The sequence below is a fragment of the Roseburia sp. AF20-18LB genome (assembly GCF_003461185.1).
GTDB classification, from domain to species: domain Bacteria; phylum Bacillota; class Clostridia; order Lachnospirales; family Lachnospiraceae; genus Roseburia_C; species Roseburia_C amylophila.
In genome coordinates this window covers 324316-338638 of sequence record NZ_QTWP01000003.1, presented here as the reverse complement: position 1 = coordinate 338638, position 14323 = coordinate 324316, and the positions used below count along the sequence as shown (strand labels likewise).

Below are 14323 nucleotides of genomic sequence, written 5' to 3'. Positions count from 1 at the left end.
CTGCTTGTGATTTAAAGGAAAATCGAATATGATTATTAAGTCGGAAAAAATAGAAAGTTAGAAAATTATGTGTGAAGAGACAAAGTTGGGAAAATTTTATCAAAAATACATAGCAAAATGGATACCATCATACGGACCACTGCCATTGGCATGGTGTGCCATTTTTAATACAATTATTTATTGGGGCACCCAGAGGCTGATGGCAAATGCAAAGCATTATGACCTGACCAGCAATCTGGACAGGAGTATTCCTTTTGTAAAAGAGTGGATTATTCTGTATGTTTTATTTTTTGCGTTCAGTTTAATAAATTATATTCTGGTATCGAGAGAAGATAAGGAAACATTTTTCCGTTTTGCAACAGCGGATATGTTGTCAAGAGTAATCTGCTGTATCTTCTTTATATTGCTTCCAACCACGAATATCAGACCGGAAGTGACAGGGCATGATTTCTGCAGCTGGCTGGTGCGTTTTATCTATGCATCGGATGCACCGACGAATCTCTTTCCATCCATCCATTGTCTGGTAAGCTGGTTCTGCTTCATCGGAGTAAGAAAGAGCCGTAAGATACCGGGCTGGTACAAAGGATGTTCTTTTGTGATGGCAGCATTAATTTGTGCATCCACCCAGTTTACCAAACAGCATTATATGATTGACCTGGTAGCAGGCATTTTTCTGGCAGAATTCTGCTGGTTTGTATCAAAGCATACCGGAATGTACCGTCCGGTAATGAAAGTTTTTGATAAAATCGGAAGAAAGATATTTGGGGTGAAGCATTATGATGAGTAAGAAAAAAGGAATACTGAATGCAGTTTTTCTTATTACCGTATTTGCAATTACCATATATGCAATCTTTCATGGACAGGATTTAGGTGAATTGTTCGGCTATATCCGGAATACGGATTACCGGTACTGGCTTGTTGCGGTGGTCTGCGTGGTATTCTTTATCTGCAGTGAATCTGTTATTATATTTTATATGATGCGAAGCATCCGGCAGAAGATAAAGCTTATGCATTGTTTCCTGTATTCCTTTGTTGGATTCTTTTTCAGCTGTATTACACCATCGGCAACCGGAGGACAGCCGGCACAGATTTATTATATGAAAAAGGATAAGCTGTCCATACCGGTATCGACACTGGTTTTAATGATTGTAACCATTACTTATAAACTGGTGCTTGTGGTGATTGGCGCATTGGTTGTAATCATTCGTCCGGCACAGATTATGCATTATCTTGAGCCGGTGCTGGGATGGTGTTATCTGGGACTTTTATTAAATGTCTTTTGTGTGGCATTTATGATGTTTCTGGTTTTCCATCCGACACTGGCAGCTAATATGATGGATGCCATCATAAGAGGACTTGGCAAAATTCATCTGATGAAGCGTACTGAATATTACCGGGAAAAAATGGCAAATGCCATGAAGCAGTATCAGGATGTGGCAGGATATTTCCGTACCCATAAATTGGTCGTAACCAATGTATTTCTGATTACCGTAGTACAAAGACTGTTACTCTTTTTTGTAACATATCTAACCTGCCGTTCCTTCGGAATCAATGGAACAGGGATGGTAACCATTGTTGTATTACAGGGAATGATTTCCGTTGCGGTGGATATGCTTCCGTTACCGGGAGGAATGGGAATCAGTGAATCACTGTTTTTATCTATTTTTGCACCAATCTGCGGCACACTGACATTGCCGGCGATGGTGGTAAGCAGGGGACTCAGTTATTACACAGAATTAATTTTAAGCGCAGTTATGACAGTCGTAGCACATTTTACGATAGGAAGACCGCATAAACAGAAGAGGGAAGAAAGGTAGAGGAAAAAATGATAGGTTTTTATGATTATACAGTAGTACTTACATATATTAGTCTGATGTGTTCTGTTTTTGGAATTACTCAGGCAATTGGAGGACATTACAGAACAGCAATTATCTGTCTGGCATTATCCGGATTATTTGATATGTTTGATGGAAAGATTGCAAGAACCAAAAAGAACCGTACTGATGATGAAAAATTATTTGGCGTTCAGATTGATTCCCTTTGCGATGTAGTCTGCTTTGGTGCGTTCCCGGCAGTAATCTGTTATGTGCTTGGCGTAAGAGGTATTCTTGGAACTATTGTTCTGGCATATTATTGTGTCTGCTCCGTGATTCGACTCGGATTCTTCAATGTGTTGGAAACCAACCGTCAGAGAGTAGAAGAGGGTGCCAATAAATATTATCACGGACTGCCGATAACAACGATGGCAATCGTACTTCCACTGGCATTTATGCTGAACTTTGTAATTGCGGAGCGTGAATTCAGTGTGTTACTACTCTTTGTTTTGGCAGTAGTTGGCACATTATTCATTGTAGATTTTAAATTGAAAAAGCCATCCAATGCATTTCTTGCAGTTTTGGTTATCCTTGTGGCATGTGCAGTAATTGCAATCTTCCTATTCTCAAAATATCATATTTCGCTGTGCTTTCCGGGACTGGAGAATTCCATTTTAGATCGTCTGATGAGGTAGAAATTGTGTCAGATGAGACCAGCATTATGTTCAATGAGCCGGAAATGGGATGTAACGTGACAGAAAATGCGTAACATTTCCTGCAATAAGGAAAAATGAGGAGGAAACGAAGATGCGTTGTGTAGACCGGAAGGGAAATGAAATTGGTGAGAATGCAGCACAGGGCAGAGTGTTAAAGGCATTGTATGAGACTGCTGCTGGAAGAATTTTACTTGGAATTCTGGTGAAACCTTTTGTTTCCAAAGCAGGTGGATTCCTTTTGAACCAGCCGGTATCAAAGGCTGCAATTGCACCATTTATAAAAAAGAATCATATAGATATGACAGATTATGAGGAACGGGAATACCGTTCCTATAATGATTTTTTCACCAGGAAAGTCAAGCCGGGACACCGGAAATTTGACCGTGTTAAGGAGAATTTCTGTGCACCCTGCGACAGCAGGCTCAGCATATATCCCATTACAGCAGAGGGAAAAGTCCGCGTCAAGGATACGGAATATACCATGGAAAGTCTTTTCCGCAGCAGGAAAATCGCCCGTCATTATGAGGGCGGAACCCTTTGCATTTTCCGTCTGACGGTAGATGATTATCATCATTACAGCTTTGTGGATGATGGCAGAATGGGGTACATCTATAGGATTCCGGGTGTTTTTCATACGGTAAATCCGCTGGCGGGAGAAATATATCCGATTTATAAGGAAAATACCAGAGAATTTTCTGTGCTGAAAAGTCAGCATTTTGGCAATATTTTAATGATGGAAGTGGGCGCACTTATGGTAGGCAGAATCTGTAATGAGAAAGAAAACTGCCCGGTGCACCGTGGAGAAGAAAAAGGTAAATTTGAATTTGGCGGTTCTACGGTAATTTTGTGCCTGGAAAAAGACAGGGTAGAACTGGACGCAGATATTGTGTATAATTCCAATAAAGGAGTCGAGACGAAAGTCCGGCAGGGGGAAAAGATTGGAAGGATGTCAGAATGGAAACGCATGAAGTATTAGAACAGGTAAAAAGCGGAAAGATGACCGTAGAAGAAGCGGAGCAGTTTTTTAAAAGGGAACCATTTGAAGAGATGGGCTATGCAAAGATAGACAGCCATCGGAAAGTGCGTTCCGGTTTTGCAGAAGTGGTATTCTGTCAGGGAAAACGGGATGAGTTTCTTCTTGAAATCTTTCAGAGAATATACAAGGATGAAGGCGAGGTCATGGGAACCAGGGCGTCTTTGGCACAGTATGAGCTGTTGCACAAGGAATTACCGCAGGTTACCTATGACCCTGTTTCTCGTATATTAAAAATTGAAAAAAAGGATAAAAAACGCAGTGGACTGATAGCGGTATGTACGGCTGGAACGGCAGATATTGCAGTGGCAGAAGAGGCTGCGCAGACGGCAGAGTTTTTCGGAGCCAATGTGGAACGTATTTATGATGTGGGAGTCAGTGGAATTCACCGTCTCCTTTCACGGCTTGAGGTAATCCAGAAAGCCAACTGTGTTGTTGCAGTGGCTGGCATGGAAGGAGCACTGGCAAGCGTTTTAGGCGGACTGGTAAGCAGACCGGTAATCGGTGTACCAACCTCCGTAGGCTATGGAGCGAATATGGGAGGCATTTCTGCATTGCTTACCATGATTAATTCCTGTGCCAATGGTGTTGCAGTGGTAAATATTGATAATGGTTATGGTGCAGGCTATCTTGCAACACAGATAAACAGACTGGGGGTGCATGATGAAGAAGCGTAGTTTATATCTGGACTGCCATACCGGAATCAGTGGTGATATGGTAGTGGCAGCTTTACTGGATGCAGGAGCAGACAGAGAAGTCTTAGAAACTGTTTTAAGGAGCATTCCGGTATCCGGCTTTGGGATTGCAATCAGCAGAGTACAAAAGGCGGCCCTGTCGGCATGTGATTTTAAGGTCATCTTAGATGCCGCCCATGAGAATCATGATCATGATATGAAGTATTTATATGGGAAGGAAGAATCGCACGCACATGGAGGGCATTTCCATTCGGAAGAATCACATACCTATGAAGAGCATTCCCGTTCGGAAGAATCACACACCCATGGGGAACATCATCATCACGAACACCGCGGTCTGGCGGAAATTTATTCTATAATTGATGGCACGAATATGCTTGATAGTGCCAGGACACTTGCTAAGAAAATATTTAGGATTTTAGCAGAAGCGGAAGCAAAAGCCCATGGTGTTCCGGTGGAAGAAGTACATTTTCATGAAGTGGGAGCCTTGGATTCAATCGTAGATATTATTGCAGCGGCAGCTTGTGTTGATAATCTTGGAGTAGATGAGGTTATTATTCCTGCCCTGTGGGAAGGGGAAGGAACGGTGCGCTGTCAGCATGGAATCCTGCCGGTTCCGGTTCCGGCAGTGACTAACATAGTGATGGAATATGGAATCCTGCTTGGAAAAATCGGTGAACCGGGAGAATATGTGACTCCGACAGGGGCAGCAATTGCAGCGGCTATCTGTACGTCAAGAGAGCTGCCGGAATGTTACCGGATTGTGGGAAACGGACTGGGCGCCGGAAAGCGGGACTATAAGCGGCCGGGACTGCTCCGGGCATTGTTGCTGGAAACAGAAGAACCGGTCTATGAAAGTGATTCTATTTTAAAACTGGAATGTAATATCGATGACTGTACCGGGGAAGCACTGGGCTATGCCATGGAGCTTTTACTGGAAAATGGCGCAAGAGATGTCCATTATATACCGGTCTATATGAAGAAAAACCGCCCGGCATATCAGTTGACAGTAATCTGCAGGAAAGAAGACCGGGAAAAATTAGAAGCAATTATATTTCGTGAGACAACAACCATTGGAATCCGCTATGTCGAAATGGTGCGGACGATTCTGCCAAGAAGAACAGAAAAGCGGCAGACCTCCTATGGTGAGGTGGCGGTTAAAATATGTGAGGGTGAAGGAGAAGTGCGTATTACTCCGGAGTATGAATCCATCCGGGAGGTATGCAGAGAGAGAGGACTTCCTTTTCAGAAGGTATATGATGATGTATTGCAGGAGTTGAAATAAGGATATGAAAAGGATGAGGTTAAAAGGATGCATACAAATACAGATTTATTAGAGGGTAATATTTTAAAATCTTTGATTTTATTTGCAATTCCACTTATTATTTCCAATTTATTTCAGCAGCTCTATAATGCGGCAGATACCATGATAGTAGGCCATTTTCTGGGTGATGAATCGCTGGCAGCAATCGGTGCATGTGCAGCGGTTTATGAACTGCTGGTAGGATTTGCACTGGGGTTTGGAAATGGACTTAGCATGGTAGTGGCAAGAAGCTTTGGTGTAGGAGATAAAGACTTGTTAAAGCGTGCAGTTGCAGGCTCTTTGGTAATTGGAGCAGCGGTGACGGTTGGTGTAATGCTGATTGCACAGATTGGACTTCGTCCGCTTCTGGTCTTGTTACATACACCATCAGAAATCATTGAGGAATCCTATTCTTATATTTATATTGTAACAATCTGTGTTGGAGTAATGTTTGCATATAATCTGTTGTCCGGATTGCTTCGTGCAATTGGAAACAGTTTTATGCCGCTGGCATTTCTGATTATTTCGTCCGTTATCAATATTGTACTGGATGTTCTTTTTATTACACAGTTTCAGATGGGAATCCGCGGTGCAGCAGTGGCAACGGTGGTAGCACAGGGAATTTCTGCAGTATTATGTGCCATTTATATTATGAAAAAATGTAAGATTTTAATACCGGCACGGGAGCATTTTAAAGTAGATGGACCACTTTACCTGGAACTGACAGGCCAGGGGCTTTCCATGGGCTTTATGTTAGCTATTGTATCTGCAGGAACAGTAATCCTGCAATATGCTATCAATCAGCTGGGTTATCTGATTATTGCGGGACATACAGCAGCACGAAAATTAAACAGTTTTTGTTCGATGCCATTAATGCCACTGGCAATGGCAACAGCAACCTTTGTATCCCAGAACCGGGGAGCAGACCAGCGTGACCGTATCCTTAAGGTAGTACGGTATGCCATGATACTGTCTGTTGGCTGGGCAGTATTTATTACCGTTATTGTTGCATTTGCCGCACCTTCCCTGATTGCATTGCTCTCCGGCTCATCCGAAAGTGTAGTTCTTGAAAATGGTGCCAGATATATCCGCTGGAATACACCGTTTTATTCGGTTCTTGGAATTCTGCTGGTACTTCGAAATGTGTTACAGGGACTTGGTAAAAAGGTAGTGCCACTGGTTTCAAGCATGATAGAACTGGTAGGAAAAATTGCATTTGTTTTATTGTTTATCCCAATCTTGAAATATTTTGGTGTAATTATCTGTGAGCCGGTTATCTGGTGCCTGATGTGTATCCAGCTTGTCATATCCTATTACAGAGACCCTTATATCCGTGGAAAGGAAGAAAAGAAATGAAGCTTGGAATCGTAGGAACAGGAACTATCGTAGAAGAAGTACTTCCGGTATTGCAGCAGGTAAAAGGGCTTTCCTGCTATGGAATTTGTGGAACAAAGCGCAGTGAAGCAAAAGCAGAAAAATTAAAAGAACAGTATCAGATGCAGCTTGCAGTAAGTGATTATGAAAAACTTCTGGATTCGGAAATTGATACTGTCTATATTGCTGTGCCAAATCTTTGGCATTTTGAAATGGCAAGAGAAGCTATCCTCCATGGAAAACATGTTATTGTAGAAAAACCCATGACAGCCAATGAAAGACAGGCAGAGGAGCTTTGTGCCCTTGCAAAGAAGCAGGGAGTATTTTTATTTGAAGCTATTACCACACGGTATCAGTCGAACTATCAGTTTATTAAAGAGCAGTTACCGACGATTGGCAAAATTAAAATGGCAGTCTGCAATTTCAGCCAATATTCCAGAAAATATGACCGTTTCCAGAATGGAGAAAACATTCCTGTTTTTGATGCAAAGCAGGCAGGTGGAGCTTTGATGGATTTAAACTTATATAATATCCAGTATTTAGAAGGCTTGTTTGGAGAACCGCAGTCTGTGCATTATACCGCAAACACGGAAAAAGGAATTGACACCAGCGGTGTTGCAATTTTATCTTATCCCGGCTTTCAGGCAGTTGCAATAGGCGCAAAGGACTGCCAGGGACAGCCGGAATATCGCATTGAAGGAAGTGAAGGCTACATTGCCCAGAACAGCCCGTGTAATGTCTGCGGCGCAGTGACCATCCATTACCGGGATGGAAGAGAGGTATCCTATGATGGAAATGGAGATGCACACCGGATGTATGCAGAGTTTGTTTCCTTTGTAAATGAGATAGCATCAAAGGACACTGAAACCTGCTACGAAATGCTCGACCACAGCCTTGCGGTCAGCCGGATACTGACCCGGGCAAGAGCGGATGCCGGAATTGTATTTCCGTGTGATGAAAATTAGTCAAGTATGATTTAGTCAATCGTACTTGACTAAATTGTATTTGACGAAGGTAATCCTTCCATCTCCACACTATCTCCATATCTATGTAATAAGATGTAACAAGTTCGTAACAACTTGCGAATGATTACATAGGAAATTGCGAGAAGAGAAAATTATTTGAATTTATTTTAGAAAATGAACAATAGCCAGACAGTCCGGCAAAGTGCGAAGGCATTTTCATGGCTGTTAGGGGCACTTGGAATTTCGTATGGGAACAGGCAACGCCGGTACATGGAAGTACCGGCGAGGCGCAGATGAACATGGATGTGAATTTGCACCGCTTGCCGGATAAAAAGAATACAATCCGAAATTCTTAGTGCCCCTTGCAGTTATGATACAGCCTTAGTACTTGCCGGGCTGCCCGGCTATTTCTTACTTTGTAAAAATAAATAGAATATCTCTTCTGCAATACCTGATGATTACATAGGTAAGGAGACAGATATGAAATACAAAACAGTAAAAAAATTATGGCTTGCAGCCGCAATCCTGACAACCACAACTTCATTATGGACCAATGTCAATGCCATGGAGACACCAGCTGCATCCGGTGCAGGCGTAATCCGGGCACTGAATGAGCAGCGCATTTTATCTGAGCAGTATGCACTGCAGCAGATACAGACAGGAGCTGGAGAACTGGCAGAAGGTGAAGCAACAGGCGAAGCAGAAATAAATGATGTGGCAGAACTTTCACTTGGAAATGCAGAAGAGGAAATGCCGGCAGCAGACCAGCCGGAACTTGCGGTTGCAATCGCACCGAATTATGTGAATATTCGAAAAGAACCGTCTACAGAAGGAGAAGTGCTTGGAAAACTTTACCGTAATACGGTAGGTGTGATAGAGGCGGCAGAAGAGGGCTGGTATTATATTACTTCCGGTTCAGTCAGCGGATATGTCAGTGCAGAATATGTCTGTGTGGGAGAAGAAGCAAGAGCACTTGCGGAAGAAATTGGCACACAGCTTGCCCGGGTAACTACAACAACTTTAAAAGTGCGTACGGAAGCATCCACAGATGCTGCCGTATTAGGACTGGTACCGGGAGGCGATATACTAACGGTAACAGAGACACTGGATGGCTGGTTAAAGGTTGATGCAGAGGAAGGGGAGGGCTATGTAGCAGCAGATTATGTAGAAACCTATACGGAATATCCCCATGCAGAATCCATTCAGGAAGAAGCAGAACGGTTAGCAAGAGAAGAAGCCGCAAGAAGAACGGCACAGGAAGCGGAAGAAAGAAGAAAAGAGGCAGAGCAGCAGGCAGCAGCACAAAAGAAGGCAGCAGCGAAGCAGAGCACTAATCATACAACAGCAGGGAATGCAACATCTAAAGCTTCAACATCTGGAAATGCTGCATCCGGAAACAGCGGAACAGCGGCGTCTGCATCTGATGCCGGTTTAGGCAGGCAGATTGCAGATTATGGATTGCAGTTTGTAGGAAATCCATATGTATATGGTGGAACCAGTCTTACAAATGGGGCGGATTGTTCCGGCTTCGTGCAGAGTGTATATAGGAATTTTGGAATTAATCTGCCAAGAACCTCCGGTGAGCAGGGAGCCTGCGGAAGCGCAGTGGCATCTTTGGCAGAGGCACAGCCGGGAGATTTAATCTGGTATTCCGGTCATATCGGAATCTATATCGGAAGCGGACAGATTGTGCATGCAAGTTCAGCAAAGACCGGAATTAAAGTATCAAATGCAGGCTACCGGACGATTCTTTCTATCCGAAGAATTGTATAAAGAGAATAAAAAATTTTATCCGTGGAGATACTGACTACAATAGAAAAGAGTATAAATTAGTAGAAAAGATTGTAGCAGGAAGGATAGAAGATATATGGGAACAAAGGGAACCATTATCATTCAGGAGTCAGAAGGAAGGATGCCCCAGGAACTCTGCCAGCAGCTTTTAGAAGAGGGCTACCGCATTGTATACGAAGAAGACAGGCGGGCAGGAAGTCAGATTGAAATTGGAACGGCCTGTATCTTAGAAGTAGACAATCATTGTATCAGAAGAGGCAGGAAAAAGATTCATCTGACACCTAATGAATATAAAATTTTATATACCATGGTGAAATCTCCCCACCGGGTATATAGCAGAAACCAGTTGATTACTTATGCGTTAGAGGATGCCTTTGATGGCTATGACAGAACCATAGATTCCTATATTAAGAGTATCCGGAAGAAAATTGAAAAGAATCCCAGACGGCCGCGTTATATCATAACGGTGCACGGAGTCGGATATAAATATGTTCCATCAGACAGTGAGGGCACTCATGGAGAATAAGAGCCTGGAACAGAGGATGGAAACAGAACCGGTGCATCGTGTGATTTTGTCACTGGCGGCACCTACGGTACTTAGTATGCTGGTAATTTCTGCTTACAGTATCGTGGATACCTTCTTTGTAACAAGACTTGGCAGCAGGGCAACCGGAGCGGTCGGAATTACGTTTGCTCTGGTGGCATGGATACAGGCAGTGGGCTATACTGTTGGCATGGGAGCGGGAAGCCTTGTTTCAAGGCTCCTTGGAAAGAAAGAAAAAGAGCAGGCAGAGCAGATTGCAAATTCGGCAATTATGTCAGGGCTGCTGCTTGGACTTATAAGTCTGGGGGCAGGTCTGATTTTTTTGACACCTTTGCTGAAGCTTTCCGGTGCAACAACAGAGCTGCTTCCATATGCAAGGGAATATGCCCTCTTTGTATTGCTGTCGGCACCCTTTACCATAGAGACACTGGTACTTGGTACGCTTCTTCGGGCACAAGGCAGGGCGAAAGCATCCATGGCAGGAATGGTAACCGGTGGAATTCTTGATATTATACTGACACCGGTGTTTCTGTTTGTCTTAAATCTTGGAGTAAAAGGAGCCGCATTAGCGGCATTTATCGGACAGGCAGTGGCAGCGATGGTACTGGGAGGCTGTTTCTGGCATGGCAGAATGAAACTGAATGGAAAGAAACAAAGTAAAAATTTTTTCAAAATAAAGGACTATGGAAACATTATAAAAAATGGTCTGCCGTCGCTTTGCAGGCAGGGATTTGCCAGCGTGGCAGCCGTATTGTTAAACCGGAAGGCGGTAGGATATGGAGATGCGGCAGTAGCAGCAATGTCTGTAGACGGACGGCTATTTATGGTATTTTTCAGCCTTTTTATCGGATATGGTCAGGGCTTTCAGCCGGTGGCAGGGTATCAGTTTGGAGCTGAAAATAAAAAAAAGTTAAAGCAGGCATTTATTTTTACTTTATGGAGCAGCATCATAGCGGCGGCAGGAATCGGTCTGGCAGGATTCCTTTTCGCACCGATGACCATGAGCTTCTTTTTAAAAGAGGATATGGCAGCACGAATCGGCATTTTTACTTTTCGAAGCCAGTGCCTGATTCTTCCGCTGATTCCCATAGGAATTTTAAGTAATATGCTGTTTCAGGGAATCGGGCAGCAGGGGAAGGCGGCATTTCTATCAGCGTGCCGTCAGGGAATTGTATTTCTTCCGTTGATTTTCCTTCTACCGGAATGGATCGGGCTGGCGGGAGTGGAGATTGCGCAGGCTTTGTCAGATGGACTGACTGCAATCATCAGCATTCCATTTGTGTTTTGTTATTTCCAAAAAAGTGAGAAAAAAAGAACAGAAAAAAAGACCAGTGACGGAAAGCGGCGGCTATGAAGCGCCGTTTAGTCAACTGGTCTACTGAACCATTTCTACCAGATAAGCTAACATGGTAACAGGTTCTTTCTTCTGTGCTTTCATCTCTCTTACATATGCTTCGTATTTTGCTACGAACCTGGAAAGACCCAGCACTGCATCCTGCTCTAAGAACATACAAATCCCTCCTTATGCAATTTATTATCTGAACAAACCTCTTTGTTCATTTAGTATTATATACTTACCTTTGGTAAATGTCAACAAAAAAGATGTGAAAAAATTGTGTAAAATTACCATAAAAGAAAATTAAGTTTTTGTTAATAAAATGTAAGGAACATTTGGTGTATGATGATAAGGAATGAAATAACAGATAACGCATATAGGAGCAGATAAAAATAAATGAGACAGACCGGAAGAGGAAAGAGAAAAACAGGAAGAAAAAAATATACATATGAGAAACCACATACAGCAGCAGAATACCGGCGCAGAAGAAGACAGCAGCAGGTGCGGATTCAGAGAATGCTGCTGCTTTTAGGAATTGTTCTTGTAGTAATTTTCATATTTGTATTAGGTGGGAAATTGCTCCGCTGGATAAGGGGAAAACATTTGGCAGCAGCAGATGTGCCGGCAGCCGTTACCAAAGTGGTAGAAAATCCGCCGGATTATGATGTGCAGCTTCTTACGATAAATGATTATTCCAGACCGGGACTTGCAATTGATCAGGTAAATGGCATTGTGGTGCATTATACTGCAAATCCGGGAACCACAGCGCAGCAGAACCGTGATTATTTTGAAGGCTTAAAGGACAGCCATGAAACACATGCCAGCAGTCATTTTGTCATCGGACTGGATGGTGAACTGATTCAATGCATCCCATGCAAAGAGATTTCCTATGCATCCAATGACAGGAACAGTGATACTATTTCCATCGAATGCTGTATCCCGGACGATACCGGAAGATTCAACGATGCCACCTACCAGACATTAGTGCATCTGGTGGCATGGCTTTGTGGCAGATATGATCTGACCATGGATGATGTCATCCGTCATTATGACGTAACCGGAAAAAACTGTCCGAAATATTATGTGGAACACGAGGATGCCTGGAAGCAGTTTAAGGTAGATGTGGCAGATTATATAGAAAAGAATGGAGTTGCCCCGGAAAATCTAAAAAATGACAAGGAGTAAGTCTTGCCAAATCTTCTGATTTCAAGTAATATTAAATCATTGATAGTGGAGAGACGAAAAGTCCACTGGTTGTAAGAAGGAAAAACATGTTAGAAGAGATTTGTAAGGCACTGACCGAAGAGACGAATATACGTGAAAATCTGATAGAATTAAAGAAAAGCATAAAAAATCAGGATGCATTGAAGGAATGGAAAGAATACCATGCAACGCATCCGGTTTTGTATGCCTTTTTGAGTTCCGAAGATGCTAAAATCCGGAAAAATGCAGCACTTATTCTGGGTGAGACAAATGAATCAGGGGCGGCAAAAGCACTGTTTGAGGCATACCAGAGGGAGAATACACGCTTTGTGAAAAGTTCTTATCTTACTGCAATGAATGGACTTGATATAGAGATTTATCAGGACGCATTCGGGAAGCGTTACAAGGAATTGTTAACAGAAGTTCCGGCAGAAAGCGAAAAGAAGCACAGAACGGAAGAACTGCATGCTCTGGATAAATTGTTAGGTGGGCTGAACCAGAATAAGAAGCATCGTTTTACTGGATATGAAGAAGAGGTAGAAGTGCTTCTGACAACCAATCCTGCATATCGTGAGATTACGGCAGAACAGATAAAAAAAGATCGTCCGGTGCTGGTTCCGGCAGGTGTAAAAGTAAAGACAACACATCTCAGGGATGTGATAAAGATTCGTACTTTCCGGGAGATGCTGTTGCTGTTGTCCGGGGGACACCGGATTGCTGCAGAACCGGAAGCGGTAGCAGAGGCATATGCAAAATCAAATCTTATGGAGTTATTAAACAGGCTGCATGAGGGCAATCCACCATTTCGCTTCCGCATGGAAGTAAGGGGCATTGCACCGGAAGAAAAAGGCAGCTTTATCCGGAAAGCGGCAGCAACATTAGAAGATTTAACCGGACATCAGCTGTTAAATACGGTAGATGGCTATGAAATAGAATTGCGGCTTACGAAGAATACGGATGGCACATTATATCCATCCTGTAAATTATTTACGATTCCAATGCGGAGATTTTCTTACCGGAAGGAAGCAGTTGCAGCATCCATTCATCCGGCAAATGCAGCATTATTTATGAAGCTGGCAGAACCTTATCTGAAAAAGGGTGCACAGGTATTAGATCCGTGCTGCGGAGTTGGTACCATGTTAATAGAACGTGACCTTCTGGTGCCGGCGGGAGATATGTACGGACTGGATATTTTTGGAGAGGCTGTGATAAAGGCAAGAGAGAATGCCAAAGCGGCAGGAAGGCAGATTAATTATATTAATCGTGATTTTTTTGATTTTACACATAAATACCTTTTTGATGAAATCATTTCCAATATGCCATTGAGAGGGAAGAAAACAAGAGAAGAACAGGATGCCTTTTACAGTCAGTTCTTTGATTGTGCAGGAAAATTCCTGAAAAATGGTGGTCATATGATTTTATATTCCAATGAGGGCGGCTTTGTAAAGAAACAGCTGCGGAGACATATGGAATATCGTCTATTAGACGAGTTCTGTATACGGGAAAAAGAAGGTTTTTATTTATTTATAGTCGGTAAAAAGGGGTAACA

The 14323-nt window shown here is 42.9% G+C and carries 14 protein-coding genes; 13 read left to right on the top strand and 1 reads right to left on the bottom strand.

The genetic code is table 11. The features are described from left to right. Positions 1–85 precede the first annotated feature (85 nt). From DWX65_RS08745 to DWX65_RS08695, 11 genes are all read left to right on the top strand, one after another. Positions 86–787, top strand: a complete 702-nt coding sequence (locus tag DWX65_RS08745) for a phosphatase PAP2 family protein (protein WP_158561831.1) — start codon at positions 86–88, stop codon at positions 785–787. Then, positions 777–1817 (top strand): lysylphosphatidylglycerol synthase transmembrane domain-containing protein, encoded by a 1041-nt coding sequence (locus DWX65_RS08740; protein WP_117842021.1) that lies wholly within the window; start codon positions 777–779, stop codon positions 1815–1817. The genes DWX65_RS08745 and DWX65_RS08740 overlap by 11 nt, the downstream gene beginning before the upstream one ends. 8 nt (positions 1818–1825) lie before the next feature. Next, positions 1826–2509 carry a CDP-alcohol phosphatidyltransferase family protein gene (locus DWX65_RS08735; protein WP_117842020.1) on the top strand — a complete coding sequence of 228 codons (684 nt, stop codon included), beginning with the start codon at positions 1826–1828 and terminating at the stop codon, positions 2507–2509. A gap of 112 nt (positions 2510–2621) precedes the next feature. Next, positions 2622–3506: a phosphatidylserine decarboxylase gene (locus tag DWX65_RS08730; protein ID WP_022243999.1), complete on the top strand. Its 885-nt coding sequence runs from the start codon at positions 2622–2624 to the stop codon at positions 3504–3506. Beyond that, positions 3485–4240: a nickel pincer cofactor biosynthesis protein LarB gene (gene larB / locus DWX65_RS08725; protein WP_118173254.1), complete on the top strand. Its 756-nt coding sequence runs from the start codon at positions 3485–3487 to the stop codon at positions 4238–4240. The genes DWX65_RS08730 and larB overlap by 22 nt, the downstream gene beginning before the upstream one ends. Beyond that, on the top strand, positions 4227–5543 hold the full coding sequence (gene larC / locus DWX65_RS08720) for a nickel pincer cofactor biosynthesis protein LarC (RefSeq protein ID WP_118173253.1): 1317 nt from the start codon (positions 4227–4229) through the stop codon (positions 5541–5543). Before larB ends, larC begins: the two co-directional genes overlap by 14 nt. A gap of 27 nt (positions 5544–5570) precedes the next feature. Then, positions 5571–6917: an MATE family efflux transporter gene (locus DWX65_RS08715; RefSeq protein WP_118173252.1), complete on the top strand. Its 1347-nt coding sequence runs from the start codon at positions 5571–5573 to the stop codon at positions 6915–6917. After that, complete coding sequence (locus DWX65_RS08710; protein ID WP_118173251.1) at positions 6914–7900, top strand: Gfo/Idh/MocA family protein; 987 nt, start codon at positions 6914–6916, stop codon at positions 7898–7900. The genes DWX65_RS08715 and DWX65_RS08710 overlap by 4 nt, the downstream gene beginning before the upstream one ends. A gap of 480 nt (positions 7901–8380) precedes the next feature. Continuing rightward, a complete protein-coding gene (locus tag DWX65_RS08705) occupies positions 8381–9673 on the top strand; it encodes a C40 family peptidase (protein ID WP_118173250.1) in 1293 nt (430 codons plus the stop codon). 94 nt (positions 9674–9767) lie between these two features. Beyond that, positions 9768–10217 carry a winged helix-turn-helix domain-containing protein gene (locus DWX65_RS08700; RefSeq protein WP_117842012.1) on the top strand — a complete coding sequence of 150 codons (450 nt, stop codon included), beginning with the start codon at positions 9768–9770 and terminating at the stop codon, positions 10215–10217. Next, a complete protein-coding gene (locus tag DWX65_RS08695) occupies positions 10207–11589 on the top strand; it encodes an MATE family efflux transporter (protein WP_158564719.1) in 1383 nt (460 codons plus the stop codon). The genes DWX65_RS08700 and DWX65_RS08695 overlap by 11 nt, the downstream gene beginning before the upstream one ends. 21 nt (positions 11590–11610) lie before the next feature. On the opposite strand, the gene DWX65_RS15510 is transcribed toward DWX65_RS08695, so the two are convergent. Then, positions 11611–11745: a hypothetical protein gene (locus tag DWX65_RS15510; protein WP_022244007.1), complete on the bottom strand. Its 135-nt coding sequence runs from the start codon at positions 11743–11745 to the stop codon at positions 11611–11613. Between the two features lie 222 nt (positions 11746–11967). On the opposite strand from DWX65_RS15510, the gene DWX65_RS08690 reads away from it, so the two are divergent. Both DWX65_RS08690 and DWX65_RS08685 read left to right on the top strand, forming a co-directional pair. Then, the gene (locus DWX65_RS08690) at positions 11968–12756 is read left to right on the top strand and encodes a peptidoglycan recognition protein family protein (RefSeq protein WP_117947436.1); all 789 of its coding nucleotides are present in this window, start codon (positions 11968–11970) and stop codon (positions 12754–12756) included. 86 nt (positions 12757–12842) lie between these two features. Further along, positions 12843–14321 (top strand): methyltransferase, encoded by a 1479-nt coding sequence (locus DWX65_RS08685; RefSeq protein WP_118173248.1) that lies wholly within the window; start codon positions 12843–12845, stop codon positions 14319–14321. Positions 14322–14323 lie beyond the last annotated feature (2 nt).